This window comes from Nocardia mexicana NBRC 108244, assembly GCF_001613165.1.
Taxonomy (GTDB): Bacteria; Actinomycetota; Actinomycetes; order Mycobacteriales; family Mycobacteriaceae; genus Nocardia; species Nocardia mexicana.
Window position 1 is genome coordinate 26,929 of record NZ_BDBV01000109.1, and the last position, 24,678, is coordinate 51,606.

Genomic DNA, 24,678 nt, shown 5'->3' on the forward strand with positions numbered 1-24,678 from the left:
GGTGCCGCTTCAGGCGCGGGCCGAGATTTGCTGTATGCCCCAGCTGTTGCCGTCCGGATCGTCGAAGAAGAGGAAGCCGACGTTGTCCAGCGAACCGTCGGGACTCGGTGCGACCGTCTGGATCTCGCCGACATCGAGGCCGCGTTCGACGAGTTCGGCTCGCGCCCTGGGCAGATCGGGAACGACGAGCTGCAGGCCCTTGACCGAGCCCGGTTCCATCTTCGGCACCGCCGGGCCGTCGCCGATGACGATCGAGCAGCCCGACCCCGGCGGCGTCAGCTGAACGACGCGCCCGCCGGTGGGAACGGTGGTGTCGTGGTCGACGACGAAACCGAGCCTGTCGTGATAGAACTCCTTGGCGCGGTCGAGGTCCGAGACGGGGACGATGACAACCTCGAGAGTCCAGTTCATGGGCTTTCCTTTCGGTGGGTACAGCACTGACTAGGACTGAAGACGGTGTGCCCCGGCGGAATTCATCGACGACGCGGACGATCGCTCATCCACGGGGGCGCCATCGCTCGGCGAACTCGTTCGGTGCTGGTGGCGGGCCCGGCAGGTCTCCCTCCGTGGCCAGCCCGTCGATCAGGAGCGCCAGCACGCGGCGACGCAGTTGCGCGGTGCGCTCGGCATCGGGCAGCACGATCGCCGCGCACGCCTCGAGAATCAGCCCGAGGTCCTGCACGGTCGCCCCGGGCCGCAGCCGACCCGAGGCGTGGGCGCGCCGCACGATCTCCTCGTTCAGCACGCCCGCCCGCTGCACCTCGGGCAGGATCGACTCGTCCGGCGTGAAGGTCCCGGCGAGCCGCACGGTCAGCGAGTGCACATCGGCATCCACCACCCTCCGCAGAAAATCGACCAGCACCTGCCAGCCGTCGTCCAGCTCGAGCGCCGCCTCCGCCTCCTCGTTGTAGCGGCGCAGGCCGTCGTAGCAGAGGGTGCGCAGCAGGTCTTCCTTGCTCGGATAGCGGCGATACAGCGCGCTGATCCCCACCCCGGCCCGTTCGGCGACGGCCGAGATCGGCGCGCCCGAGTCGGCGAGGAACACCGCGCGGGCGGCCTCCAGAATAATCCCGTCATTGCGCGCGGCCTGGGCTTTTCGGCCGGGCAGGGGCTTGCGGGCCGGGGTGTCGGCTGTCTTCGGCATGACCTCAGACTAACACCTGAAACGGAATGATCCGTTCTGTTCAGAATATCGGATCAGTGCCGGTGCACCTCACCCCAGGACGGGAACGGGTCGGGATACCCCACCCACTCCCCCGGACCCGCGGCGAACTCGGCGTCGGTGAGCAGGGCGCCGTCGAGCAGGCCGCGCACGTGATCACGGTCGAGCTTCACCCCGATGAAGACGATCTCCTGGCCGGGCGGAGTCTCCAGCGACGACCACCAGGCGGCCGGTTCGAAGGTCAGGTTCGGCCCGGCCTGCGACCAGATGGCGGCCAGCGCGGGGCGGCTGGCGAACCAGCAGAATCCCTTGCTGCGCAACAGACCTCGCAGCCGACTCAGGACGCCGTCCAGCCGCTGCGGATGGAAGGGACGGTCCGCCGTATAGGTGAGGGAGCGAATGCCGTACTCCTCGGTCTCGGGAGTATGACCACCGGCGAGTTCCTCGGCCCAGCCCGCGGATTCGGCCGCGGCCACCGGGTTGTAGCGCCCGGTGTCGAGCACCTCGGACAGCTCGACCACGCCGCGTTCGACGCGCAGCACGCGGGCGGCGGGATTCATCCGCCGCACCGTCGCCTCCACCGTGCCAACGGCATTGGCGCTCACCAGATCGGTCTTGTTGATCAGCAGGACGTCGGCGAACTCCACCTGATCCACCAGCAGGTCGGCGATCGAGCGCGAATCCCCCTCGCCCGCTTCGAGATTGCGATCGGCCAGCGCCTCGCCGCGCACCACCTCCCCCAGGAAGGTGCTGGCGTCGACCACCGTCACCATCGTGTCCAGGCGCGCGAAATCGCCCAGCTTGTAACCGTTCTCGAACTCCCACTCGAAGGTCGCGGCCACCGGCATCGGTTCGGAGATTCCGGTCGACTCGATCACCAGCTGGTCGAAGCGGCCCTCGCGGGCCAGGCGGCCGACCGTCTCGATCAGGTCCTCGCGCAGCGTGCAGCAGATACAGCCGTTGGTGAGCTCGACGAGCTTCTCCTCGGTGCGATCCAGATGCCCCTGCCCGGCCACCAGCGCCGCGTCGATATTGACCTCGCTCATGTCGTTGACGACGACCGCCACCCGGCGGCCCTCGCGGTTGGCGAGGATGTGGTTGAGCAGGGTCGTCTTGCCCGCGCCGAGGAATCCGGAGAGCACGGTCACGGGCAGCAGGTCGGCGTTCGATGCAGTCACAATCTTAATGATAATCATTTTCATTAAAGCTGTGGAGGCGGGGCCCGGGAGGTCGTAGTGTCTAGGGCGTGAAACTGCTGCCTCTGACACCCGACGGCCGGACGCCGGTGCGCGCGCTCACCATCGCCGGGACCGATTCCGGCGGCGGCGCGGGCATCCAGGCCGACTCCCGCACCATGGCCATGCTGGGCGTGCACGCCTGCGTCGCGGTGGCGGCGGTGACCGTGCAGAACTCGGTGGGCGTCAGCGGTTTTCACGAGATCCCACCGCAGACCGTCGCCGACCAGGTGCGCGTGGTCGTCGGCGATATCGGGATCGGCGCGGCCAAGACCGGGATGCTGGCCTCCACCGCGATCATCGAGGCGGTGGCGGACGTGTGCCGGGAGGTCGGCATCGGGCGCGACGGCACGATTCCGCTGGTGGTGGATCCGGTGGCGGCGTCCATGCACGGCGACCCGCTACTGCACGCCGAGGCCCTGGACGCGTTGCGGGAGGCGTTGATTCCGCTGGCCACCGTCGTCACCCCCAACCTGGACGAGGTGCGGCTGCTCACCGGCGTGCACGTCACCGACGATCGCAGCGCCCGCCAGGCCGCCGAGGCCCTGCACAAGCTGGGCCCGAAATGGGCGATCGTGAAGGGTGGGCACCTGCGCTCCTCCGACTTCAGCACCGATCTGCTGTTCGACGGGGAGAAGTTCCACGAGCTGTCCGCACCGCGCATCGACACCGGCGACGACCACGGCGGCGGCGACACGCTGGCCGCGGCCACCGCCTGCGCACTCGCGCACGGTTACGAGGTACCCGAGGCCATCGCGTTCGCCAAGGAGTGGACCACCCGCTGCCTGAAGGCCGCGTACCCGCTGGGCGCCGGGCACGGGCCGGTGTCGCCACTGTGGCGGCTGTCCGAAATGTGACACCGGTCCGAAAAGCGCCAGCCGCCGAGAGGTGACCGTAACTGTCCTAACTGCCGGACATACTTCCCCCATGAGCAAAGACGAGCAGCCCGAGATCACCTCCTACGACGACCCGAACGCCCCGTGGAACCAGTTGCACACCGACGAGGACGTCGCGAACTGGAACGGCCCGGTCATCGAGGAGTTCCGCGCCAACGCCGGGAAGGTCGGCGGCGCCTACGAGGGCAGCACCATGCTGCTGCTCACCACGATCGGCGCCAAGAGCGGCAAGCAGCACGTGGTCCCGCTCGGTGCCTTGTATCGCGATGAGACGCTGTGGATCAGCTCGTTCATCGAAGATCGTTATCCCGCTTGGTGGTACAACGCCAAGGCCAATCCCGAGGTCGTCATCGAGTTGGGCGGCGCGACCTATCGCGGCCGCGCGCGGGTGCTGGAGGGCGACGCCTACGACGAGTTCGCCGAATGGGCGCTGGCGAACAACCCGCTACTGGCCGACTTCCAGTCGAAGACCGCGCGGCCGATGCCGTTCGTAACCCTGGAGCTCGGCGAACAGATCTGACCCGCAACGTCACGGCTGATCGGTGGCGGGTCGGTTAGGTTTGCCGATATGACGCCCGCGGAGGAACTGCTGACGTATGTCGTCGGACTGAACTGCTATGCGCTGCTGCTGATCTACCTGCGGTCGTGGCTGTATCGGGTACCGGTGTACCGGCCGATGGTGAAGAACTTCTGGCTGTCGGTGCTGCCGCTGTTCGTGCTGGTGCTGGTGTTCGCGGGGATCGCGGTCGCCGACGTGGCCGCGACCCGGGCCGTCGCGATCGTCGTCGGAATCGTCGGGCTGGGAATCTGGCTGCTGGCGCTGCCCAACTCCAGCTACCTCATCACCGAGCTGAATCTCAACCATCGCCGGGACGAGGATCCCGTGCCGCTCTGGTACGACATCATCGCGGTGCTGTCGTTCGCGATGTCGGGCGTGATCAATATGGTCGTCGCGGTGCTGGTCGTCCAAATGGGTTTCGTCGTCGCGGTATTCGGTGATACCGACAGCGGCGCCATGCGCGGTGCACCCGCCCGGTCCCTATCCGTGGTGATCATCCTGCTGGTGTCGATCGGGATCTATCTCGGGCGCTATCTGCGATTGAACAGCTGGGACGTGAAGTCGCCGCGACGGATGTGGGCGAAGGTCCGCGACCACTTCGATTCCCGGGCGGCGATCGGGGGATTCGTTCTCTTCTGCCTCACCCACACGGTGTTTCTGCTGCTGGTCTACGGGCTGATCGTCGGGCCGCTGATGGCGGCGCTCGTCGAGGCGACCGCCGACTAGCGCTCACAGGAACCTCCCAGCCCGGACGCAGCACCGCCGCAGGCTGGTGGCCGAAGTTCGTTGTCATGACCGACACAGCTACGGCCGCTCCGGCGGCGGACCCGGCCGATGCATTAGCGACGCCGGTATTGGATGTGGTGATCCCCGTCTACAACGAGGAACGCGACCTCGGGGCCTGCGTGCGCCGCCTGCACGCATTCCTGCGCGCGGGATTCCCGTTCTCGACGCGAATCACCATCGCCGACAACGCATCCACCGACAGCACGCTCGAGGCGGCACGCCTGCTGGCGGACGAACTCGCGGACGTGCGCGTGGTGCACCTGGACCGCAAGGGCCGCGGCCGGGCGCTGCGCACGGTGTGGGAGGCCTCCGACGCGCAGGTGGTCGCCTATATGGACGTGGACCTGTCGACGGATCTCAATGCCCTGCTGCCCCTGGTCGCGCCCCTGGTGTCCGGGCATTCGGATCTCGCCGTCGGCACCCGGCTGGCGAAGTCGTCCCGGGTGGTGCGCGGACCCAAGCGCGAATTCATCTCCCGCAGTTACAATCTCATTCTCAAGGCCTCCCTGCAGGCGCGATTCTCCGACGCCCAATGCGGATTCAAGGCCATGCGGGCTCCCGTGGCCCGGCAGGTGCTGCCGCTGGTGCAGGACGGGGAATGGTTCTTCGACACCGAACTGCTCGTGATCGCAGAGCGCGCCGGGCTGCGCATCCACGAGGTGCCGGTGGACTGGATCGACGATCCGGACAGCCGCGTCGACATCGTCGACACCGCGCGCAAGGACCTGCTCGGGGTGTGGCGGGTGGGCCGCGGCCTCGCCACCGGCGCGCTGCCGATCAACGAGCTGCGGGCCGCGATCGGGCGGGAACCGCTGGTGGAGGGGGTTCCGCTGGGCATGGTGGGACAGCTGGTGCGGTTCGGCATCATCGGCGTCGCGTCCACGCTGGCCTATCTGCTGCTCTATGTCGCGCTGCAGCCTTTCACGGGTGCGCAGCCGGCGAACTTTCTGGCGCTGCTGCTCACGGCGATCGCCAATACCGCTGCCAACCGGGCCTTCACCTTCGGCGTGCGGGGCTCGAATGCCGCTGTCTCCCACCACATCCAGGGACTGCTGATCTTCGGGTTCGCCTGGGTGCTGACCAGTGGCTCGCTGTTCGCGCTGCACCGCTGGGCGCCGGATGCTCCGGTGGGACTGGAGTTGCTGGTGCTGGTCGTGGCCAATGCCGTGGCGACGCTGAGCCGATTCGTCGGATTGCGGTGGGTGTTCCGCGATGCGGTCACCGACAGCGTTACCGCGCCGCAGGGAGGTACCCGATGACGGCGACGCTCAGCGCACCCGCCGCGCCCGTGGCCGCGCCGCCCCCGGCCCACCGACGATGGGAGTACGCGGCGCTCGCGGTGCTGCTGGTCGGCACCGCGGCGGCCTATCTGTGGAACCTGAATGCCAGCGGCTGGGCGAATTCCTTCTATGCCGCTGCGGCACAGGCGGGTTCGGTGTCGTGGAAGGCATTCTTCTTCGGATCCTCCGATGCCGCCAACTCGATCACCGTGGACAAGACACCGGCGTCGCTGTGGCCGATGGGGTTGTCGGTCCGGCTGTTCGGGCTGTCGAGCTGGAGCCTGCTGATGCCGCAGGTGCTGATGGGCGTGGCCACCGTGGCGCTGCTGTGGGCGACGGTGCGCCGCAACTTCGGCGCCGCCGCGGGCTTGGTGGCCGGACTGGTCCTGGCCGTGACTCCCGTTGCGGCGCTGATGTTCCGGTTCGACAACCCGGATGCGCTGCTGGTGCTCATGATGGTAGCCGCGGCGTGGGCGATGACCCGCGCGGTCGAGGACGGCCGCTGGCGCTGGCTGGTGCTGTGCGGGCTGTTCATCGGATTCGGGTTCCTGGCCAAGCAGTTGCAGGTCCTGCTGGTGGTCCCGGCACTGGCGCTGATGTACCTGATCGCCGGGCCGCCCCGGCTGGGCAAGCGGATCGTGCAGCTGTTCGCCGCGGGCGCGGGCGTGGTGGTCGGGGCGGGATGGTGGGTGCTCGTCGCCCAGCTGTGGCCCTCCGACTCACGGCCGTATTTCGGTGGCTCCCACAATAATTCGATCCTGGAGCTGACCCTCGGGTACAACGGCCTGGGACGGCTGAACGGCAACGAACGCGGCAGCGTCGGGCCCGGGGGCGAGTTGCCGCCCGGCGGTAACGGCATGTGGGGCAGCGCCGGGATCACCCGGATGTTCGAGCCCGCCCAGGGCGGGCAGATCGCCTGGCTGCTCCCGGCCGCTCTGGTGTTGCTCGCGGTCGGACTGCTGGTGCGCGGCAGGGCCGTTCGCACCGATCGGCAGCGCGCCGCGCTCGTGCTGTGGGGCGGCTGGCTGCTGGTGACCGGGCTGGTGTTCAGCTACATGAAGGGCATATTCCACCAGTACTACACGGTGGCCCTGGCTCCCGCGATCGCGGCGCTGGTCGGCATCGGCGCGATCCTGTTGTGGCGCAACCGAGAGCGCTGGTGGGCGCGCGTCGCGGCCGCGGTGACGCTGGGCCTGACGGTGGCGACGGCGTGGATGCTGCTGTCCCGCAGCACCGAATTCGTGCCCTGGTTGCGGTGGGTCGTGCTGATCGCCGGAATCGTTGCGGCCGTGGCACTCCTGCTGCCCCTGCCGACCCGTCCCGCGCTGGCGGCCGCGATCGCCGCGGGCGTGATCGCCCTCGCCGGACCGGTCGCCTACACCGTGGACACCCTGGCGACCGGCCACGAGGGATCGATCCCCAGCGCCGGTCCGCGCCTGCCGAACTCGTTCGGCCACGGCATGCCGGGCGGTCCGCCGGGTGACGACGGCCGGATGATGGGCGGCGGTGCACGCGGCGGCAATGGCGGACCTGCGCGAAACAGTGCCGACGGGGCACCGGGTGGTGCTCCCGGAATGGTGATCGGAGGGCCCGGCGCGACCTGTGGGGCCCCGGGCACCACCGGACCGGGTGGTGCAGGAACTCCAGGCGCACCGCAGCCGAACAGTGGTACAGGTGGGCCGATCGACGGCGCTACGGCCGAGGCGACCTGCGGTGGTGGGGGTCCGGGTGGGTTCCTGGGTTCCAGCCGTCCGAGCGATCGGATGGTGGCACTGCTGGAGGACAACGGTGACGCCTACACCTGGGTGGCGGCGACGGTGGGGTCCAACGGTGCGTCGGGCTACCAGCTCGCGACGCAGTTGCCGGTGATGCCGATCGGTGGTTTCAACGGGAGCGATCCGTCGCCGACGCTGGAGCAGTTCCGGGAGTATGTGGCGGAGGGCAAGATCCACTACTTCATCGGCGGGGAACGCGGTCCCGGGGAACGCTCGGGCACCTCGACCAGCGCTCAGATCACCGAGTGGGTCAAGGACCATTTCACGGCGCAGGAGGTGGACGGGGTCACGATCTACGACCTGACCCGAACTCACTGAGAATCAACAACTCTCGCCGGTGCCCGTTGCTCATCGCAGCGGGTACCGGCGAGAAGCATTGCCCTCATGCACCGGACAGCGATTCGGACGTCAGTGGTCTACCGCGATCGAGATTTTCGGATCTCGAAGGTCGCCTCGACATTGGAGTGGTCGGCCGATTTGGCCTTCTTCTCCGCTCGCTTCTCTTTGAGAGATTTCCCTGACTTCTTGGACATGGTCTTGCGCGGAGATTTGTCGGACATGAGGGTCCTTTGTTTGCAAGACCTGAGCGGTCTCGTTACCTCGACCGTACGCTACGTGGCGCATTCGTGACGCGGATCAGGTTTTCTCCGCTCGCCCGCGGACGAGTCCCGGCAGCCGGGCCACGACATGGGATCATCGGATACCTGCAAGTGGCGAATCTGCCGCAACGGCAGAGACTTTCATCTCGGGACCCACCCTCGATGGGTAGGTCTCCCGAAGTAGCCCCGACGGGATTTGAACCCGCGCTACCGCCTTGAGAGGGCGGCGTCCTAGGCCGCTAGACGACGGGGCCAGGACTCGATCTCCGAATCGGAGACCGGCATGCCTCCTATCAAGAAGGCTCGGCAAGCTTAACGGGCGCGGCGTCACGAACCAAATCGCGCGATCCGGTCGACCGTGCGGACACCTGTGCGGCACCGCGCGGCATCACGTGCGCGAGTTGTGCAGCGCCGAGTGCAGAGTCGCCGCCCACTGCTGCACGATCTCCTTGCGACGGGCGGAGTCGTCGGTGAGCACGTCGGCGAGGCCCAGCCCGCGCGCCAGGTCCAGGGTGGCCTGAACCAGGTGGTGGGCAACGGGATCGGAGTCGTCGACGCCCAGCGACTCGACGGCCAGCCGATGCGAGACGCGCCCGAAGCGGGCCTCCAGCGGGACGATGCGCTCACGCAGGGCGGGGTCGGCGGCCGCGTGCGTCCACACCTGCAGGGCCGCCTTGAACAGCGGGCTGGTGTAGGACTCCACCAGCCCAGCCACCACCGCCTCGGTGCGCCCCACCCCCGCGGCCACCTCACCGAGGGCCAGGGCCTCCGATTTGGCCGTGGCCATCCGGGTGTCGAACATGTACTCGAGCGCGGCGGTGATCAGGTCCTCCCGGGTCGGGAAGTGATGCTGCGCCGCGCCGCGCGACACCCCGGCCCGCTCGGCGACCACCGCCACGGTGGCCGCCGCCCAGCCAAGTTCGGCCAGGCAGTCGATGGACGCCTCGAGCAGCCGCTGCCGGGTCGCCCGGCTGCGGTCCTGCTTGGGTTCGTGCGGTGTCGCCATGATCGATTATTGTGCCCAGCTCGGCGGACGCCGCTGAAAGAAGGCCGTCATACCCTCCACGACCTCGGGGGTTCCGAAGAAACTGCCGGACCGCTTCGCCAGCTCGGCGGCGCTGCGATCGAACTCGGCGAGCATGGCCGCGTTGACCAGTCGCTTGCTCTCGGCCAGGCCCTGCGGCGAGCCCTTGCGCAGTTCCTCCCGCAGCCTGCCCACCTCCGCCGCCGGATCGTCGACGGCGAGGGTGATCAGCCCGATCCGCTCCGCCTCGGCGGCGTCGAACTTCTCCCCGGTCTGGTAGTAGCGCGCGGCCGACCGGGAGGTCATCCGCGGCAGCAGGGTCAGCGAGATCATGAACGGCGCCAAGCCGATTCGCGCCTCGGTGAGGGCGAAGCTGCTGTCCTGTCCCGCCACCGCGATATCGCAGGCGGCGAGGATGCCCATGCCGCCCGCCCGCACATTGCCGTCCACCTGCGCGACAACGGGTTTCGGCAGATCCAGGATGCGCCGCAGCACATCGAGCATCCAGCCCGTGCGGATATCGGCGGCCGCCGCGGGGTCGGCGTCCAGCGCCTCCTTCAGGTCCGCGCCGGCGCAGAAGGTGTTGCCGGTGTGGGTGAGGACCACGCCGCGCGCCTGGTCGTCGGCCGCCGCCTGTTCCAGCCCCGCCAGCAGTTCCCGCACCAGCCGGGAGGACAGCGCATTGCGGTTGTGCGGGGAGTCCAGTGTGAGAACGGCGAATCCGTCCTGGACCTCGTAGCGCACGTAAGGCGTTCCGGTATCAGGTGTTTCGCTCATCGAGCCTCCTCCAGGACGGCCGCTCCACTCGTATTTCGGCGCGAAGGCATCGGCCCGCCGTTGCCGCTCATCAGTACGACTTCGGGAGGCCGAGGGAGTGCTGGGCGACGAAATTCAGCACCATCTCGCGGCTGACCGGTGCCACCCGGCCGATGCGGGCGGCGGCGAGCATGCCCGCGAGCCCGACATCGCGGGTGAGGCCGGAACCGCCGTGGGTCTGGATGGCCTGGTCGAGTGCCTTGATACTGGCCTCGGCCGCAGCGTATTTCGCCATATTGGCGGCCTCGGCGGCGCCGAAGTCGTCACCCGAGTCGTAGAGCACGGCGGCCTTCTGCATCATCAGCTTGGACAGCTCGACCTCGATCTTCACCTGTGCCAGCGGATGCGAGATGCCTTGGTGCGCACCGATCGGCGTCTTCCACACCTGCCGCTCCTTGGCGTACTCGACGGCCCGGTCGATGGCGTAGCGGCCCATGCCCACCGCCATCGCGGCGCCCATGATGCGCTCCGGATTGAGCCCGGCGAACAGCTGCGCCAGCGCGGCATCCTCCTGTCCGACAAGCGCATCGGCGGGCAGCCGCACATCGTCGAGGAACAGCGTGAACTGGCTGTCGGGCTCGATGATGTCCATCTCCTGCCGGGTCTTCTCGAAACCCGGGGCATCGGTGGGGACGATGAACAGCGCGGGCTTGAGCTTCCCGGTCTTGGCGTCCTCGGTGCGCGACACGATGAGCACGGCCTCGGCCTGGTCCACGCCGGAGATGAAGATCTTGCGGCCGTTGAGAATCCAGTCGCCACCGTCGCGTCGCGCCGTGGTGGTGATGTGGTGCGAATTCGATCCGGCATCGGGTTCGGTGATGCCGAAGACCATCTTCGACGAGCCGTCGGCCAGCCGCGGCAGCCAGTACCGCTTCTGCTCGTCGGTGCCGTACTTCGTGATGATGGTGCCGCAGATGGCGGGCGAGACCACCATCAGCAGCAGGCCCGCGCCCTGGGCGGCGAGCTCCTCCATCACCAGCGCCAGTTCGTAGATGCCCGCGCCACCGCCGCCGTACTCCTCGGGCAGATTCACCCCGAGGAAGCCGAGCCGACCGGCCTCGTCCCAGAGTTCGTCCAGCGGCTCGTTGTTGCGGGCCTTCGCCGAGACGTAGTCGCTGAAACTGTATTTGGTGGCGAGCTGGGCCACGGCGGCCCGCAGCTGCTTCTGCTCGTCGGTTTCGATGAAACTCATGGCCTACTCCTGGTTGTCGGCGTCGACGGTGTTCTCGGCGGACTCGTCGGGTTGCACGATGGCCAGCACGGTGCCGACATCGACCTGTTGTCCCGCGGTCACATTCAGCTCGGCGAGCATGCCGGCGGCGGGGGCGGTGATGGTGTGCTCCATCTTCATCGCCTCCAGCCACAGCACCGGCTGCCCCTGTTCCACCCGGTCGCCGACCGCGGCGCCGAGCCGGATCACCGCGCCGGGCATCGGTGCCAGCAGCGAGCCCTCGGCGATGTGCTCGGACGGATCCTCGAAGCGCGGCAGACGACGTGCGGCGACGGGGCCCAGCGGTGAATCCACTGCCACCAGGCCGGAATCCGATCCGGATTCTCCGTAGCGGGCCACCTCGAATCGGCGGCGCACCCGCCGCCGCGCGCGGTCGGCGGCGGGTTCATCGGCGGAACCCGCTCGCCCGACCGGAACCAGCAGGGTGACGGAATCCGGTGTCGCCTCGATCAATTCGAGGCCCTCGTATCCCTCCACCTCGAGTCCGGTCCGGGTGATCCGATACCGCACCTCGTGCTTTCCGGTGGTGCGGCTCTCGTAGGACTTGGACTGCGGCTGCGCGGGCAGGTTGCGCCAGCCGCTGGGCAGGCCGCCGCCCACCCGGGCCCGCGATCGGTTGGCCGCCGCGTCGGCGAGCGCCGCCGCCACGAGCGACAGCTTCTCGTCGGATTCGGAAGCCAGTGGCGCGGAGAGGGTTTCCAGGCCGTGGGTGGCGAAGAACGCGGTATCGGTATCGCCCGCCAGGAACGCGGGGTGCCGCAGCACCCGCACCAGCAGATCGCGATTGGTGACCAGGCCGTGGATCTTGGCCCGCTGCAAGGTGGTTGCCAGCAGGTGGGCGGCCTCTTCGCGGGTGTCCGCGTAGGAGATCACCTTTGCCAGCATCGGGTCGTAGTGCACGCCGACCACGGAGCCGTCGACAACGCCGGAGTCCAAGCGCACACCCGGTTCTCGAAGTACCGCGAATTCAGCCACCCGGTCGTCCCGGCGAACGCCGGAACCGAGTGTTCCCGCTCCGTGCCCATGTCCCGCCTCGATTCCGGCGTTCGCCGGAATGACGGAGGGCGCCGTGCCGATTTCGAGCCGGTGCACAGTCCCGCTCTGCGGCTGCCAGTCCTGGGCCGGGTCTTCGGCATACAACCGCACCTCGATCGAATGCCCACGCATCGGCGGCGGCTCGGCGGGCAGCCGATGCCCCTGCGCGACCTGCAGCTGCAGCCGGACCAGATCCAGACCGGTGGTGTTCTCGGTGACCGGATGTTCCACCTGCAGACGGGTATTCATCTCCAGGAAGAAGAATTCGCCCTGCTCGTCCGCCAGGAACTCGACGGTGCCCGCGCCCTCGTAGCCGATGGCCTCCGCCGCCAGCCTCGCCGCCTCGAACAGTCGCGCCCGCATGCCGTCGACCCGCTCCACCAGCGGCGACGGCGCCTCTTCGACGACCTTCTGATGGCGGCGCTGGATCGAGCATTCGCGCTCGCCGACCGACCACACCGTGCCGTGCGTATCGGCCATCACCTGCACCTCGATGTGGCGGCCGGTCTCGAGGTAGCGCTCGCAGAACACCGTCGGATCGCCGAAGGCCGATTCCGCCTCGCGCCGTGCGGCTTCCAGCTGCCCGGGCAGCTCGTCGAGCGAGCGCACCACGCGCATGCCGCGGCCGCCGCCACCGGCGGAGGCCTTGATGAGCACCGGCAGCAGATCCGCGGTGACCTCGGCGGGATTCAGCTCCGCCAGCACCGGCACCCCGGCCGCATCCATCATCTTTTTGGACTCGACCTTCGAACCCATCTGCTCGATGGCGGCGACCGGCGGTCCGACCCACACCAGCCCGGCATCGATCACCGCGCGCGCGAAATCGGCGTTCTCGGACAGGAATCCGTAGCCGGGGTGGACGGCGTCGGCCCCGGAGGCCAGCGCCGCTTCGATGATCAGGTCGGCGCGCAGGTACGTCTCACCGGGGGTGTTGCCCGGCAACCGAATCGCCGCGTCCGCCTCCAGCACGTGCGGGGCAGCCGCATCGGCGTCGGAGTACACCGCGACGGTGCCCAGCCCCATGCGGCGGCATGTAGCGAACACCCGGCGGGCGATCTCGCCGCGGTTGGCAACCAGGACGGTCGAAATGTTCACTGCGGCCCTCACATTCGGAAGACGCCGAAGCCCTCGGCGCCCTTGATCGGGGCATTGTGGATGGCCGACAACGCCATTCCCAACACCGTGCGAGTGTCCCGGGGGTCGATGACGCCGTCGTCGTAGAGGCGTCCGGACATGAACATCGGCAGTGATTCCGCCTCGATCTGCGCCTCGATCATCGCGCGCATACCGGCGTCGGCCTGTTCGTCGAACGGCTGCCCCTTGGCCTCGGCCGCCGCCCGGCTGACGATGGAGATGACGCCGGCCAACTGGGCGCCGCCCATCACGGCGGATTTCGCACTGGGCCAGGCGAAGACGAAGCGCGGATCATAGGCGCGCCCGCACATGCCGTAGTGCCCCGCACCGTAGGAGGCGCCCATCAGCACCGAGATGTGCGGCACCTTCGAATTGGAGACGGCATTGATCATCATGGCGCCGTGCTTGATGATGCCGTTCTGCTCGTATTCCTTGCCGACCATGTACCCGGTCGTGTTGTGCAGGAACAGCAGTGGCGTATTCGACTGGTTGGCCAGCTGGATGAACTGGGCGGCCTTCTGCGCCTCCTCGGAGAACAGCACCCCGCGCGCGTTGGCGAGGATGCCGACCGGATAGCCGTGCAGCTCCGCCCATCCGGTGACGAGGCTCGAGCCGTACAGCGGCTTGAACTCGTCGAAGTCGGAACCGTCGACGACGCGGGCGATCACCTCGCGCGGATCGAACGGGATCTTCAGATCCGTCGGCACGATGCCGAGCAGCTCCTCCTGGTCGTACTTCGGTTCGACCACCTCGGTGCGCGGCGCCGGGCCCTGCTTGTTCCAGTTCAGCCGCCGCACGATGGACCGGCCGAGGCGGATGGCGTCCTGCTCGTCGACGGCCAGGTAGTCGGCCAGACCCGAGACGCGGGCGTGCATTTCGGCGCCGCCGAGCGATTCGTCGTCGGACTCCTCGCCGGTGGCCATCTTCACCAGCGGCGGCCCGCCGAGGAACACCTTCGAGCGCTCCTTGATCATCACCGTGTAGTCGGACATGCCCGGAATGTAGGCGCCACCGGCGGTGGAGTTTCCGAAAACCAGTGCGATGGTGGGGATTCCGGCCGCGGACGCCTGGGTCAGGTCGCGGAACATCCGCCCGCCGGGGACGAAAACTTCCTTCTGCGTGGGCAGGTCGGCCCCGCCGGATTCGACCAGCCCGATCACCGGCAGCCGGTTCTGCATGACGATGTCGTTCATCCGCAGGTTCTTGCGCAGCGTCCACGGATTCGAGGTGCCGCCACGCACCGTGGGATCCGGCGCGACGATCATGCATTCGACGCCCTCGACAATGCCGATCCCGCAGATCACGCTGGCGCCGACGTGGAAGTCGCTGCCCCACGCCGCCAGCGGGCACAGTTCCAGGAACGGCGAATCCTCGTCGATGAGGAGTTCGATGCGCTCGCGTGCGGTCAGCTTGCCGCGCTTGCGATGTCGCGCCAGCTTGTCGGGGCCGCCGCCCGCGATCGCCTTGTCGAACTCGGCCTCGATCTCGGCGAGCTTGCCCCGCATCGCCTCCGCGGCGGCCTGGTATTCCGCCGACCCCGCGTCGACGGCCGTGCGCAGAACGGTCATGACTGGAACCCCAATCGTTTTGCCGCCAAAGCGGTCAGGATCTCCGTGGTGCCACCGCCGATACCGAGAATGCGGATGTCACGGTACTGCCGCTCCACCTCGGATTCGCGCATATACCCGAGCCCGCCGAACAACTGCACCGATTGCGTGGCCACCCACTCGGCGGCCTCGACGGCGGTGTTCTTGGCGAAGCAGACCTCGGCGATGAGATCGGTCTCGCCCTCGGCGGCCCGCTCGGCCACCTTGCGCGCGTACACCCGCGCGACGTCGACGCGGCGCGCCATCTCCGCGAGGGTGTTCTGCACCGCCTGGCGGCTGATCAGCGGGCGGCCGAAGGTCTCGCGATCCCGGCACCACGCGAGGGTGAGGTCCAGGCAGCGCTGCGCCTGGGCGTACGCCTGCACCGCCAGTCCCATCCGCTCGCTGACGAAGGCCCCGGCGATCTGGGCGAATCCGCTGTTCTCCGGACCCACCAGATTCTCGACCGGCACCCGCACGTCCACGTAGGACAGCTCCGCGGTGTCCGATGCCAGCCAGCCCATCTTCTCCAGCTTGCGGCTCACCGTGAAGCCCGGCGTGCCCGCCTCGACCACCAGCAGCGAAACACCCGCCGCCCCTGGGCCTCCCGTGCGCACCGCGGTCACCACGAAGTCGGCGCGGGTGCCCGAGGTGATGTAGGTCTTGGCGCCGTTGACGATGAAGTGGTCGCCGTCGCGCACCGCGCTGGTCGTCAGGTGCCCGACGTCCGAGCCGCCACCCGGCTCGGTGATGGCCAGCGAACCGATCTTCTCGCCCGCCAGCGTCGGTTTCGCCCAGCGCTCGATGTGCTCGGCATTGCCGGACGCGATGATGTGCGGGACCGCGATGCCGCAGGTGAACAGCGAGGCGAACAGCCCGCCGGAGGCGCCGGCCTGGTGCATCTCCTCGCAGACGATCGCCGCGTCGATGCCGTCGCCACCGGCGCCGCCGCCCGATTCCGGGAACTGGATCCCCAGCAGGCCCAGGGCGCCCGCCTTCTTGTGCAGTTCGCGCGGGATCTCCCCCGCCCGCTCCCAATCGTCCAGGGAGGGCAGGATCTCACGCTCGACGAATCCCCTGACGGTCGCGCGCAATTCGCGGCGTTCGGGTGTTTCCCACACATTCATGACAGCAGCTCCACGGGTATGTCGACGTGCCGGGAGCGCAGCCATTCGCCGAGCCCCTTGGCCTGTGGATCGAAGCGGGCCTGATAGGCCACGCCCTGGCCGAGGATGCCCTCGACGATGAAATTGACCGCCCGCAGATTGGGCAGTATGTGCCGGGTGACCGGCAGCTTCGCGGTCTCGGGGAGCAGCACGCGCAGTTCGTCCACGGTCAGCGCGTGCACCAGCCAGCGCCACTGCTCGTCGGTGCGCACCCACACACCGATATTGGCGTTGCCGCCCTTGTCACCGCTGCGGGCGAGCGCGAGCGTGCCGAGCGGAGCCCGCCGGGTCTCGCCGCGGGGCAGGGGTTCCGGCAGCGGCGGTGCGGCCACCTCCGAGAGTTCCAGGGTCGCTGTGGCCGAGGCGATTTCGGACCGGTTCCCGTCCGGCAGCACCGCGATGTGCGGCACCGCGGCGGCATCGACGTATCCGGCCGTGAAAACCCCGTAGGGCCCGCCGTTTCCCGGCGGTGAGGTCAGCGTGAAGCCGGGATAGCTCGCCAGCGCGAGTTCGACGGCGACACTGGAGAATCCGCGCCCGACCTTGTTCGGATCGGGATCGCGGACCACGCACCGCAGCAGGGCGCTGGCCTGCTCCTCGGAATCGGCGTCGGGCCGGTCGGTCCGCGTCAGCGTCCACTCCAGCTCGGCCGGACGCACCGGCAGCCACCTCTCCAACTGTCGTTGCACCAGTTGGGCTTTGGCCTCGATATCGAGGCCGGTGAGGACGAAGTCCATCTCGTTGCGGAAGCCGCCCAGGGTGTTCAGCGACACCTTCAGCTGCGGGGGCGGCGCCTCCCCCGTGACCCCCGCGATGAGTACCCGGTCCGGGCCCTCCTCGGTGAGGCGGATGCTGTCCAGCCGGGTCGTCACGTCCGGGCCCGCATACCGCGCGCCCTGGATCTCGTACATCAACTGCGCCTCGACCGTGTCGACAGTGACTGCGCCGCCGGTGTTCTCGTGTTTGGTGATGACGCTGCTGCCGTCCCGGCGCACCTCCGCGATCGGGAAGCCGGGCCGGTCCAGATCGGCGAGCTCGGTGAAGAACGCGAAGTTCCCACCCGTGGCCTGGGTGCCGCACTCGACGACATGTCCCGCCACCACCGCACCGGCCAGCGCATCGAAATCGTCCCGGGCCCAACCGAAGTGCGCCGCCGCCGGTCCGACCACCAGGGCCGCGTCGGTCACCCGGCCGGTCACCACCACGTCCGCGCCCGCGGTCAGGCATTCGGCGATACCCCATGCGCCGAGGTAGGCGTTGGCGGCCAACGGGGTGCCCAGGTTCAGCTCGGCCGCGCGGGCCACCAGGTCGTCGCCCTCCACGTGCGCGACCTGCGCAGTGACACCGAGCTTTTCGGCAACCTCCCGCAGGCGATCGGCCAGGCCCGCCGGGTTCAGCCCGCCCGCATTGGCCACGATGCGCACGCCGCGCTCCAGGGCCAGTCCCAGGCAGTCTTCCAGTTGGCGGACAAAGGTTTTGGCGTAGCCGAGGCTCGGATCCTTCATCCGGTCCCGGCCCAGAATCAGCATGGTGAGTTCGGCGAGGTAGTCCCCGGTGAGCACGTCGAGCTGCCCGCCCTCGAGCATTTCCCGCATCGCGCTCAGCCGGTCACCGTAGAACCCGGAACAGTTGCCGATCCGGATGACCTCCGGATCGGCGGCCAGCCTGCTCATCGCGCGGCGCCTCCTGTGGGGTGAGTCCGCACAGCCTCTTCGCTGCGTCCGTTAAAGGGTCACATCACCCCAAGAAAAAATCAAGCCTGCGTGCTTGTTAATTAGGGTTCATGCAGGTCAACGCCACATCACTAGCATTCTCGGCATGCTTGGCGGGGATCCCGTCGCCGCGGCCCCAGGGGGCCGCGGCGACGGGAATGGGGAGGGCCGACGGCCAGTCCAGAGTTGGCGGGGCATCGTCGACACACGCCGGAGTGACGGTTGAAGACGGCGCACGGCAAGATGGCTGTGTGTCCAACTCCGTGATCGTGGTCTTCCTGTTCGCTCTGGCCGGATTTCTGCTGGGCGGCGCCTACAGCACCTGGAAGAACACCCGCTGGCTGGCGATTGCGCTCGGTATCTGCGGCGTGCTGGCGGCGGGTGGGGCGGTCGCGTGGATGATCGGCTGAGAGGCCGTTACTCCTCGTCGAGCCGGTAGATCCGCAGGTCCTCCGGGACGCCGCTGAGCGGGGCGGCGAAGAAGCTGCGGCGGTAGGGCTTGGGGACGTGACCCAGGGCCGCGAGAGTTTCGGGCTGGAGCGCCTGCAGCGTGGCGGCCGAGAGCATGGTGTTGCCGTTGCCGCCTGCCTCCATCACCCGGGCCGCTATCGTGACGTCGACTCCCAGCCAATCGCCGCCGATCTCGCGCGGATTGCCGGTGTGCAGGCCGATCCGCATCTGCGGCTTGTAGCTCGAAACCTCCACCCCGCAGAGGTTTTCCTTCGCGGAGACCGCCGCCTGCACGGCCCGGTCCGGCGAGGGGAAGACCGCCATCACGCCGTCGCCCATGCGTTTGACCACCCGGCCGCCGCGATCCACGATCGGGGGTTCGATGGCCTTCGCAACCCGGCGCAACAGCTCCAGGGTGGCTTCGTCCCCGGCCGACAACGACCAGCTGGAGAAGGCCACCAGATCGGTGAACATCACCGTCGTCTGCTGGGTCCCCTTGCCGCGGCCGACGCGCTCCAGCATGGCCTGCCAGACCTGCAGCGCGCCGAGGCCGATCTCCTTGGCCGCATTGGGGGTGTCGCCGACGAGCTTGTCCGCCGCCCGCGCCACCGCACGCGGACCGCCGGGACCCGAAACCGACAGTGGGTCACCGAAAGCCGGATCGCCCGGCAGATTCTCGCGGGCCCGCCGAATCACGCCGATGACGTCCGGCCGCTGGTTGGCCGCGGCCATCAAGGACGACAATTGCCCCGCGCGCAACCGACCGGCAGGGCGCCGGGGAGCATCGTCGGAATCGGCCGGAGTGAGCGGAATCACGACATCCGGGCCGGGTTCGATGCGGCGTCGGCCACCGCCGGGCTCGGTGCTCCCGCCCGCGCGTGACTCGTCCGTCTCCGATCGGCGCGCCGAACCGTCGGCATCGGCCGCGCGAGGCGCGTTTTCGCCGTCGCCGGAGGGTGTTTCGCTCACGGCGCCAGCGTAGCTCAGCCACCTGTCGGTGGGCGGATTACCGATGATCGCCACCTGCCATCTCCCCTGTCGGACTGAGCGGGCACGGCAATGGGTCCGCAGATGGATAGCTTCCTGGTTGCTGGGGCCGATACTACGCAGCGCCCGTTCCGGATGGAAGCTCGTCGTTTCACAGTTAACCAAGGATTTCCACGAAAACACCGGCCCGATGCGAGAGATTCGCATCGGGCCGGTGATGTCACATCGGCCGGGCAGTGGCCGACATGACTCGGGTACAGCGGTCCCCCGACAGGACCGCCCTCCCGGCCCCGGGGTGGCGAGGGAATGCTCCCCGGGGGTTCGGGCAGGTTCTAGGCGTCGCGTTTCTCGACCGTGTACAGCGCGGCGGCGAGGACGATCGCGACGAAGACGGTGAAGTACACCAGTCCGCCCCACGGGCCCCAGTGCCAGTTGCCGCTGGCGTCCGCACCTCCGATGAAGCGCTGCATATTGGCGAAGGGCAGGAACGGCTGCACATTGCGGCCGAAGCTGCCGAACGCGCCCGCCAGCGGCTCGACCAGCATCGGCCACAGCACGATCAGGGCGATCGCGGCGGCGGACTGGCGGACCAGCACACCGATCGCCACGGCCAGGATCGCGCCGAGAAACGCGTAGACCGGGACGCCGATCAGCCCGCGCCAGTCCTCGGCGGACGACAGGGTGAGCTGCGCACCCGCGTCCGAGCCGCTGAGCACCTTGGCGAGGCCGAAGGCCAGCAGGGCCAGCACCGCGGTGAGCACCGCGCCGAAGACGGCCACCAGACCGGCCTTCGTCGCGATCACCCGCGTCCGGTTCGGCGTCGCCTGGAAGGTCGTGCGGATGATTCCGAAGCGGTATTCGCTGGTCACCGTCAGGGTCGCCATGATCATCAGGATCATCACGCCCAGGCCGGTCAGGCCGGAGACCGCCATCGAGACCGTGAGCTCGAGCATCCCCTCCTTGCCGTAGGAGGCCTTGGCCACCAGGCCGAAGATCGCCGCCAGGCCCAGGCCGATCACCACGACCGACGCCGAGCACCACCACGGCGACCGGGTGGAGGTGAGCTTGATGCGTTCCGCTGTGATCACGCCCATCAGAGCGCACCTCCCATCACCTGTTCGATACCTTCACCGTGGTACTGCACGGCACCGCCGGTCATCCGCATGAATGCCTCCTCCAGCGAGGCCCGCTGCGGCGCCAGTTCGTACAGCGTGATGTTGTTCGCCCCGGCCAGTTTGCCGACCGCGTCGCTGGTCTCGCCGACGACGAGCAGCGCCGCGGGATCCTCCTCGCGCACCGTCAGGCCGTTGGAGGTGAGCAGGCTGCGCAGCTGGTCCAGCTGCGGGCTGCGCACGCGCACAGTCGATTCCGAGGCGCGCTCGATGAAATCCTTGGTGTTGGTGTCGGCGATCAGCTTGCCGCGGCCGATCACGACCAGGTGGTCGGCGGTCTGCGCCATCTCCGACAGCAGGTGGCTGGACACCAGCACGGTCCGGCCCTCGGCGGCCAGCCGCTGCATGAACCGGCGGATCCACAGGATGCCCTCCGGGTCCAGGCCGTTGACCGGCTCGTCGAACAGCAGCACCGGCGGATCGCCGAGCAGCGCACCCGCCAGGCCCAGCCGCTGCGACATGCCGAGGGAGAAGCCGCCCGCGTTCTTGTTGGCCACCTCGGTGAGGCCGACCAGGCGCAGCACCTCCTCCACCCGGGACTGCGGGATGCCGTTGGTCGCCGCCATCCAGCGCAGATGTGAGCGCGCCGAACGATTGGGGTGCACCCACTTGGCGTCGAGCAGCGCACCGACGGTGCGTAGCGGGTTGTCGAGGTCGCGGTAGGGCTTGCCCTGGATCACCGCGGTGCCCGCCGTGGGCCGGTCCAGGCCCAGGATCATCCGCATCGTGGTCGACTTGCCTGCGCCGTTGGGTCCCAGGAACCCGGTCACCTGCCCGGGCTCGACCTTGAACGTCAGATCGTCGACAGCGACGGTGGTGCCGAACCGCTTGGTCAGGCCAGTCACTTCGATCATGACGACCAGTCTTCCGAAGATTGCATGTGTAGACCATCGCTCACAGGTCGCTAGTTCGATCATCCTCGAGGATGAGGGGCACCCCCATGCATGCCCGACCGATCCCCCACTCAAACCAGCATGCCATCCGGTAGTGCTCACGGACCACCGATTTCCAGACCGGTGAACCGGTGCCACTCACACTGTGGGCCTCCCGATATCCACAGTGTGCCCGGCGAATCGACCACTGTTCACAAGGGGCGAGGCGATCACAGGTCGGGTGAGGACGCCTGTGCCCAGAATCGCTTGGGGATGCGGCCTGCCGCTCGCGCGAGGTATCCGGCCTCGACCGCGGCGGACATGGCGGCGGCCATGGTCGCGGGCCTGCGCGCACGGGTGACCGCGGTAGCCAGCAGCACCGCCGAGCAGCCCAGCTCCATGGCCAGGGCGGCGTCGCTGGCGGTGCCGATCCCCGCGTCGAGGATCACCGGTACGCCCGCGGCCGCGACGATCATCTCGATATTGTGCGGATTGCCGATGCCCAGGCCGGTGCCGATCGGGGCGCCCAGCGGCATCACCGCGGCGCAGCCGGTGTCCTCCAGCCGGCGGGCCAGCACGGGGTCGTCGTTGGTGTAGGGCAGCACGACGAAGCCGTCGTCGACCAATTGCTCTGCGGCGGAGACCAATTCGATGGCGTCCGGGAGCAGGGTGCGTTCGTCGGCGACGACCTCGAGCTTCACCCACTCGGTCCCGAGCGCCTCGCGCGCCAGCTGCGCCGTGAGCACCGCCTCGGCGGCCGTGCGACAGCCGGCGGTATTGGGCAGCAGGGCGATGCCCAGGCGCTGCAGCAGGTCGAGCACGCCGGTGCCGCCGGTCGCGTCAACGCGGCGCATCGCCACCGTCGTCAACTCGGTTCCGGAGGCGACCAGCGCCTCCTCCAGCACGGCCAGGTTCTCGGCGCCGCCGGTCCCCATGATCAGGCGGGAGTCGAAGGTGCGGTCCGCGATGCGCAGGGGCGCCACGGTGGACGCGGCGTCGACCGTGGCCGGGCTAACCACCCTGCACCGCCGTCAGCACCTCGATCTCCCAACCGCGGCCGACCGGCTCGTCCCAGCGGGACTTGGGGAACACCGCGCCGTCGACCGCTACGGCGACGCCCTGACACGGGAGCTCCAGCCGCTCGAGCAGCTCGCGCACGGTGAGCTGCTCGGCGAACTCGTGGTCCTGACCGTTGACGGTGACCCCGATCGGGATCGTTGCGGTCATCGATTGCCTCCTGACTGTGGAAAACGTTGCGGGTCGGCGACTTTCGCCTCGGCGAGGGTGTCGCCCGCCAGCAGGGCGGCGACCGCGTCGACGGTGATCGGCACGCCGAGGATGCCGTTGCGGCCGTGGCCGGTGGCGACGATCACGCGGTCGGAGACACGGCCGATCAGCGGCAGGTTGTCGGGGGTGCCGGGGCGGGCACCGGCGCTCGCCTCCTGCAGCTCGTATTCGCCGAGCGCGGGCAGCACCGCCTCCGCGTCCGCGATGAGATCACGGACTCCGGCGACGGTGACCGCGGTGTCGAACCCCGCCTCGTATTGCGTTGCGCCGACCACGATTCCGTTCGCCCGCGGCACCAGATACAGCGGGCGGCCGTGCACCCGGGCACGGATCACGCGGCGCGGCGGGGGCGGCGCTCCGGGCCGGTGCCGCAGCCGCAGGATCTCGCCCTTCACCGGGCGCACCGGCAGGCCGGGCCACAGCTGTGCGGCGGCGGCCCCGGTGGCGAGCACGATGCGGTCGTGGTCGAGATCGTCCACAGCCGCAACGGACGCCGCGCGGATGTGCACACCGGCCTGTTCACAACAGCGGCGCAGGGATTCGACCAGTAGGCGGTTGTCCACAGCCGGTTCGGTGGGTGCGAGCAGGCCCGCGCGGACGGTGCGGGCGAGGTCGGGCTCGCAGGCCCGCACGCCCTGCCGGTCCAGCAGCCGCATCTCGTGCCCCCGCGCGGTCACGAAATCGGCGATGGTGCGCAGGTCCGCGGCATCGGCGGTGTCCGAGGCCACGGTGAGGGTCTCCTCGGCGACGAAGACGGATACGCCGGTCGCGGCCCGGATCCGCGCGCCGAATTCCGGCCACCGGGCCAGCGAGGCGGCACCGAATTCGAGGGGTTCGTCCTCACCCGGCCACCCCTCCGACAGGGGTGCGAGCATGCCGCCGGCGACCCAGGAGGCGCCGCTTCCCGCGGCGGGATCGAAGACGGTGACCGACCAGCCCGATTCCGCGGCGCGCCACGCCACCGACAGCCCGATCACACCCCCACCCACGACGGCCAGACTTCGCATACCTTCCACCTTGCTCGATCCCGGATCAGCCGGGATCCGGACGCTGCGGGCACTCCCGCACCGAACGGCCTCCCCGCGCGGCCGCCTTCGCTGCGGGGATGTCCAGATGTTTCGCTATCCCAAGGTACCGCGACTACCGTCGATGACGTGCAACCGTCCCACCCGAACCGCCCCGCACCACCCCGGGACCGCCTGGCCTCGGCCCTGCTCTACCTGTGCACCGACGCCCGCCGCGATACGGGCGACCTGGCCGCCTTCGCCGAGGCCGCGCTGGCGGGCGGGGTCGACATCATCCAGCTCCGCGACAAGGGCTCCGTGGGCGAGGCGAAGTTCGGACCGCTGGAGGCGAAGGCCGAACTGGGCGCCCTGGCCGAGCTGAAGGCCGCGGCCCGCCGGCACGGCGCGTTGCTGGCGGTCAACGACCGCGCCGATATCGCGCACGCCTCCGGCGCGGATGTGCTGCACCTGGGCCAGGACGATCTGCCGCCGTGGTACGCCCGCAAGATCGTCGGCCCGGACGTGGTGATCGGCCGCTCCACCCACAACCGCAACCAGGCCGGACTGGCGGCGATCGACGAGCACATCGACTATTTCTGCACCGGCCCGGTGTGGACCACTCCCACCAAACCCGGCCGCACCGCCGCCGGACTGGAACTGGTCCGCTCCACCGCCGACGCACAACCCACCCACCCCTGGTTCGCCATCGGCGGCATCGACCAGGACCGCCTCGCCGAGGTCCTGTCCGCAGGCGCCACCCGAGTCGTCGTGGTCCGCGCCATCACCGCGTCCCCCGACCCGGAGTCCGCCGCCCGCTCCCTCAAACAACGCCTCCTCTCCAACACCGCACTCTGATCCCGGCCAAAAGCACGCCGGGAAATGAGGCGGACCGAGCACGCCAGGAAACGGG

At 69.0% G+C, this 24,678-nt stretch carries 24 protein-coding genes and 1 tRNA gene; 7 read left to right on the forward strand and 18 right to left on the reverse strand.

Features of this window, described 5'->3' with window-relative positions; genetic code table 11:
* Positions 1 to 9: 9 nt before the first annotated feature.
* From NM1_RS35055 to NM1_RS35065, 3 genes are all read right to left on the reverse strand, one after another.
* Entirely contained in the window at positions 10 to 411 is a 402-nt protein-coding gene (locus NM1_RS35055) for a VOC family protein (protein ID WP_068030343.1), read from the reverse strand.
* Positions 412 to 496: 85 nt separating this feature from the next.
* Positions 497 to 1,144, reverse strand: a complete 648-nt coding sequence (locus NM1_RS35060) for a TetR/AcrR family transcriptional regulator (RefSeq protein WP_068030346.1) — start codon at positions 1,142 to 1,144, stop codon at positions 497 to 499.
* A 53-nt stretch (positions 1,145 to 1,197) separates the two neighbouring features.
* Positions 1,198 to 2,358, reverse strand: coding sequence for a GTP-binding protein (locus NM1_RS35065; RefSeq protein WP_068030405.1), 1,161 nt, complete (start codon positions 2,356 to 2,358; stop codon positions 1,198 to 1,200).
* Positions 2,359 to 2,408: 50 nt separating this feature from the next.
* Between NM1_RS35065 and thiD the strand changes: the two genes are divergently transcribed.
* The 5 genes from thiD to NM1_RS35090 all read left to right on the forward strand — a co-directional run bounded on the left by thiD (position 2,409) and on the right by NM1_RS35090 (position 8,011).
* Entirely contained in the window at positions 2,409 to 3,254 is an 846-nt protein-coding gene (gene thiD, locus NM1_RS35070; RefSeq protein WP_068030348.1) for a bifunctional hydroxymethylpyrimidine kinase/phosphomethylpyrimidine kinase, read from the forward strand.
* Positions 3,255 to 3,324: 70 nt separating this feature from the next.
* A complete protein-coding gene (locus tag NM1_RS35075) occupies positions 3,325 to 3,813 on the forward strand; it encodes a nitroreductase/quinone reductase family protein (protein ID WP_068030351.1) in 489 nt (162 codons plus the stop codon).
* A 48-nt stretch (positions 3,814 to 3,861) separates the two neighbouring features.
* Positions 3,862 to 4,578, forward strand: a complete 717-nt coding sequence (locus NM1_RS35080) for a DUF1361 domain-containing protein (protein ID WP_068030355.1) — start codon at positions 3,862 to 3,864, stop codon at positions 4,576 to 4,578.
* 65 nt (positions 4,579 to 4,643) lie between these two features.
* Positions 4,644 to 5,897: a bifunctional glycosyltransferase family 2/GtrA family protein gene (locus tag NM1_RS35085; RefSeq protein ID WP_068030358.1), complete on the forward strand. Its 1,254-nt coding sequence runs from the start codon at positions 4,644 to 4,646 to the stop codon at positions 5,895 to 5,897.
* On the forward strand, positions 5,894 to 8,011 hold the full coding sequence (locus tag NM1_RS35090; RefSeq protein ID WP_068030361.1) for a glycosyltransferase family 39 protein: 2,118 nt from the start codon (positions 5,894 to 5,896) through the stop codon (positions 8,009 to 8,011). The genes NM1_RS35085 and NM1_RS35090 overlap by 4 nt, the downstream gene beginning before the upstream one ends.
* A gap of 98 nt (positions 8,012 to 8,109) precedes the next feature.
* Here the strand turns inward: NM1_RS35090 and NM1_RS43200 are convergent, their stop codons facing one another.
* The 9 genes from NM1_RS43200 to NM1_RS35135 all read right to left on the reverse strand — a co-directional run bounded on the left by NM1_RS43200 (position 8,110) and on the right by NM1_RS35135 (position 17,957).
* Positions 8,110 to 8,253, reverse strand: coding sequence for a hypothetical protein (locus tag NM1_RS43200; protein ID WP_169814373.1), 144 nt, complete (start codon positions 8,251 to 8,253; stop codon positions 8,110 to 8,112).
* 220 nt (positions 8,254 to 8,473) lie between these two features.
* Positions 8,474 to 8,546 (reverse strand) — tRNA-Glu (locus NM1_RS35100).
* A gap of 134 nt (positions 8,547 to 8,680) precedes the next feature.
* Entirely contained in the window at positions 8,681 to 9,298 is a 618-nt protein-coding gene (locus NM1_RS35105) for a TetR/AcrR family transcriptional regulator (protein WP_068030367.1), read from the reverse strand.
* Positions 9,299 to 9,304: 6 nt separating this feature from the next.
* Complete coding sequence (locus NM1_RS35110) at positions 9,305 to 10,093, reverse strand: enoyl-CoA hydratase family protein (RefSeq protein WP_068030375.1); 789 nt, start codon at positions 10,091 to 10,093, stop codon at positions 9,305 to 9,307.
* Between the two features lie 70 nt (positions 10,094 to 10,163).
* Positions 10,164 to 11,324: an acyl-CoA dehydrogenase family protein gene (locus NM1_RS35115; protein WP_068030377.1), complete on the reverse strand. Its 1,161-nt coding sequence runs from the start codon at positions 11,322 to 11,324 to the stop codon at positions 10,164 to 10,166.
* Positions 11,325 to 11,327: 3 nt separating this feature from the next.
* The gene (locus tag NM1_RS35120) at positions 11,328 to 13,493 is read right to left on the reverse strand and encodes an acetyl/propionyl/methylcrotonyl-CoA carboxylase subunit alpha (RefSeq protein ID WP_068030379.1); all 2,166 of its coding nucleotides are present in this window, start codon (positions 13,491 to 13,493) and stop codon (positions 11,328 to 11,330) included.
* An 8-nt stretch (positions 13,494 to 13,501) separates the two neighbouring features.
* Positions 13,502 to 15,100 (reverse strand): acyl-CoA carboxylase subunit beta, encoded by a 1,599-nt coding sequence (locus tag NM1_RS35125; protein ID WP_068030381.1) that lies wholly within the window; start codon positions 15,098 to 15,100, stop codon positions 13,502 to 13,504.
* On the reverse strand, positions 15,097 to 16,245 hold the full coding sequence (locus NM1_RS35130; RefSeq protein ID WP_068030384.1) for an acyl-CoA dehydrogenase family protein: 1,149 nt from the start codon (positions 16,243 to 16,245) through the stop codon (positions 15,097 to 15,099). The genes NM1_RS35125 and NM1_RS35130 overlap by 4 nt, the downstream gene beginning before the upstream one ends.
* Entirely contained in the window at positions 16,242 to 17,957 is a 1,716-nt protein-coding gene (locus NM1_RS35135; RefSeq protein ID WP_068030387.1) for an acyclic terpene utilization AtuA family protein, read from the reverse strand. Before NM1_RS35135 ends, NM1_RS35130 begins: the two co-directional genes overlap by 4 nt.
* A 290-nt stretch (positions 17,958 to 18,247) precedes the next feature.
* On the opposite strand from NM1_RS35135, the gene NM1_RS43205 reads away from it, so the two are divergent.
* On the forward strand, positions 18,248 to 18,406 hold the full coding sequence (locus NM1_RS43205) for a CG2302 family histidine operon protein (RefSeq protein WP_169814374.1): 159 nt from the start codon (positions 18,248 to 18,250) through the stop codon (positions 18,404 to 18,406).
* A gap of 7 nt (positions 18,407 to 18,413) precedes the next feature.
* Here the strand turns inward: NM1_RS43205 and NM1_RS35140 are convergent, their stop codons facing one another.
* The 6 genes from NM1_RS35140 to thiO form a co-directional block, all read right to left on the reverse strand.
* Complete coding sequence (locus tag NM1_RS35140) at positions 18,414 to 19,178, reverse strand: adenylate/guanylate cyclase domain-containing protein (RefSeq protein ID WP_068030408.1); 765 nt, start codon at positions 19,176 to 19,178, stop codon at positions 18,414 to 18,416.
* A 587-nt stretch (positions 19,179 to 19,765) separates the two neighbouring features.
* Positions 19,766 to 20,527 carry an ABC transporter permease gene (locus NM1_RS35145; protein ID WP_068030390.1) on the reverse strand — a complete coding sequence of 254 codons (762 nt, stop codon included), beginning with the start codon at positions 20,525 to 20,527 and terminating at the stop codon, positions 19,766 to 19,768.
* The gene (locus NM1_RS35150) at positions 20,527 to 21,459 is read right to left on the reverse strand and encodes an ABC transporter ATP-binding protein (protein WP_068030393.1); all 933 of its coding nucleotides are present in this window, start codon (positions 21,457 to 21,459) and stop codon (positions 20,527 to 20,529) included. Before NM1_RS35150 ends, NM1_RS35145 begins: the two co-directional genes overlap by 1 nt.
* Positions 21,460 to 21,707: 248 nt before the next feature.
* The gene (locus tag NM1_RS35155) at positions 21,708 to 22,460 is read right to left on the reverse strand and encodes a thiazole synthase (protein ID WP_084520342.1); all 753 of its coding nucleotides are present in this window, start codon (positions 22,458 to 22,460) and stop codon (positions 21,708 to 21,710) included.
* 28 nt (positions 22,461 to 22,488) lie between these two features.
* Positions 22,489 to 22,704 carry a sulfur carrier protein ThiS gene (gene thiS / locus NM1_RS35160; protein ID WP_068030396.1) on the reverse strand — a complete coding sequence of 72 codons (216 nt, stop codon included), beginning with the start codon at positions 22,702 to 22,704 and terminating at the stop codon, positions 22,489 to 22,491.
* Positions 22,701 to 23,771: a glycine oxidase ThiO gene (gene thiO / locus NM1_RS35165; protein ID WP_068030398.1), complete on the reverse strand. Its 1,071-nt coding sequence runs from the start codon at positions 23,769 to 23,771 to the stop codon at positions 22,701 to 22,703. The genes thiS and thiO overlap by 4 nt, the downstream gene beginning before the upstream one ends.
* 147 nt (positions 23,772 to 23,918) lie before the next feature.
* Between thiO and thiE the strand changes: the two genes are divergently transcribed.
* Positions 23,919 to 24,623 carry a thiamine phosphate synthase gene (gene thiE, locus NM1_RS35170; RefSeq protein ID WP_068030400.1) on the forward strand — a complete coding sequence of 235 codons (705 nt, stop codon included), beginning with the start codon at positions 23,919 to 23,921 and terminating at the stop codon, positions 24,621 to 24,623.
* The last annotated feature ends 55 nt before the right edge of the window (positions 24,624 to 24,678 follow it).

What these genes read in the sequence shown, in the direction of transcription:
- NM1_RS35055 (WP_068030343.1), bottom strand. Translation starts at nt 411, where the DNA reads ATGAACTGGACTCTCGAGGTTGTCATCGTCCCCGTCTCGGACCTCGAC.
- NM1_RS35060 (WP_068030346.1), bottom strand. Translation starts at nt 1,144, where the DNA reads ATGCCGAAGACAGCCGACACCCCGGCCCGCAAGCCCCTGCCCGGCCGA.
- NM1_RS35075 (WP_068030351.1), top strand. Translation starts at nt 3,325, where the DNA reads ATGAGCAAAGACGAGCAGCCCGAGATCACCTCCTACGACGACCCGAAC.
- NM1_RS35140 (WP_068030408.1), bottom strand. Translation starts at nt 19,178, where the DNA reads ATGGCCGCGGCCAACCAGCGGCCGGACGTCATCGGCGTGATTCGGCGG.
- NM1_RS35085 (WP_068030358.1), top strand. Translation starts at nt 4,644, where the DNA reads ATGACCGACACAGCTACGGCCGCTCCGGCGGCGGACCCGGCCGATGCA.
- NM1_RS35135 (WP_068030387.1), bottom strand. Translation starts at nt 17,957, where the DNA reads ATGAGCAGGCTGGCCGCCGATCCGGAGGTCATCCGGATCGGCAACTGT.
- NM1_RS35090 (WP_068030361.1), top strand. Translation starts at nt 5,894, where the DNA reads ATGACGGCGACGCTCAGCGCACCCGCCGCGCCCGTGGCCGCGCCGCCC.
- thiO (WP_068030398.1), bottom strand. Translation starts at nt 23,771, where the DNA reads ATGCGAAGTCTGGCCGTCGTGGGTGGGGGTGTGATCGGGCTGTCGGTG.
- NM1_RS35065 (WP_068030405.1), bottom strand. Translation starts at nt 2,358, where the DNA reads ATGATTATCATTAAGATTGTGACTGCATCGAACGCCGACCTGCTGCCC.
- NM1_RS35145 (WP_068030390.1), bottom strand. Translation starts at nt 20,527, where the DNA reads ATGGGCGTGATCACAGCGGAACGCATCAAGCTCACCTCCACCCGGTCG.
- thiS (WP_068030396.1), bottom strand. Translation starts at nt 22,704, where the DNA reads ATGACCGCAACGATCCCGATCGGGGTCACCGTCAACGGTCAGGACCAC.
- NM1_RS35105 (WP_068030367.1), bottom strand. Translation starts at nt 9,298, where the DNA reads ATGGCGACACCGCACGAACCCAAGCAGGACCGCAGCCGGGCGACCCGG.
- NM1_RS35125 (WP_068030381.1), bottom strand. Translation starts at nt 15,100, where the DNA reads ATGACCGTTCTGCGCACGGCCGTCGACGCGGGGTCGGCGGAATACCAG.
- NM1_RS35130 (WP_068030384.1), bottom strand. Translation starts at nt 16,245, where the DNA reads ATGAATGTGTGGGAAACACCCGAACGCCGCGAATTGCGCGCGACCGTC.
- NM1_RS35110 (WP_068030375.1), bottom strand. Translation starts at nt 10,093, where the DNA reads ATGAGCGAAACACCTGATACCGGAACGCCTTACGTGCGCTACGAGGTC.
- NM1_RS35115 (WP_068030377.1), bottom strand. Translation starts at nt 11,324, where the DNA reads ATGAGTTTCATCGAAACCGACGAGCAGAAGCAGCTGCGGGCCGCCGTG.
- NM1_RS35150 (WP_068030393.1), bottom strand. Translation starts at nt 21,459, where the DNA reads ATGATCGAAGTGACTGGCCTGACCAAGCGGTTCGGCACCACCGTCGCT.
- NM1_RS43200 (WP_169814373.1), bottom strand. Translation starts at nt 8,253, where the DNA reads ATGTCCGACAAATCTCCGCGCAAGACCATGTCCAAGAAGTCAGGGAAA.
- NM1_RS35080 (WP_068030355.1), top strand. Translation starts at nt 3,862, where the DNA reads ATGACGCCCGCGGAGGAACTGCTGACGTATGTCGTCGGACTGAACTGC.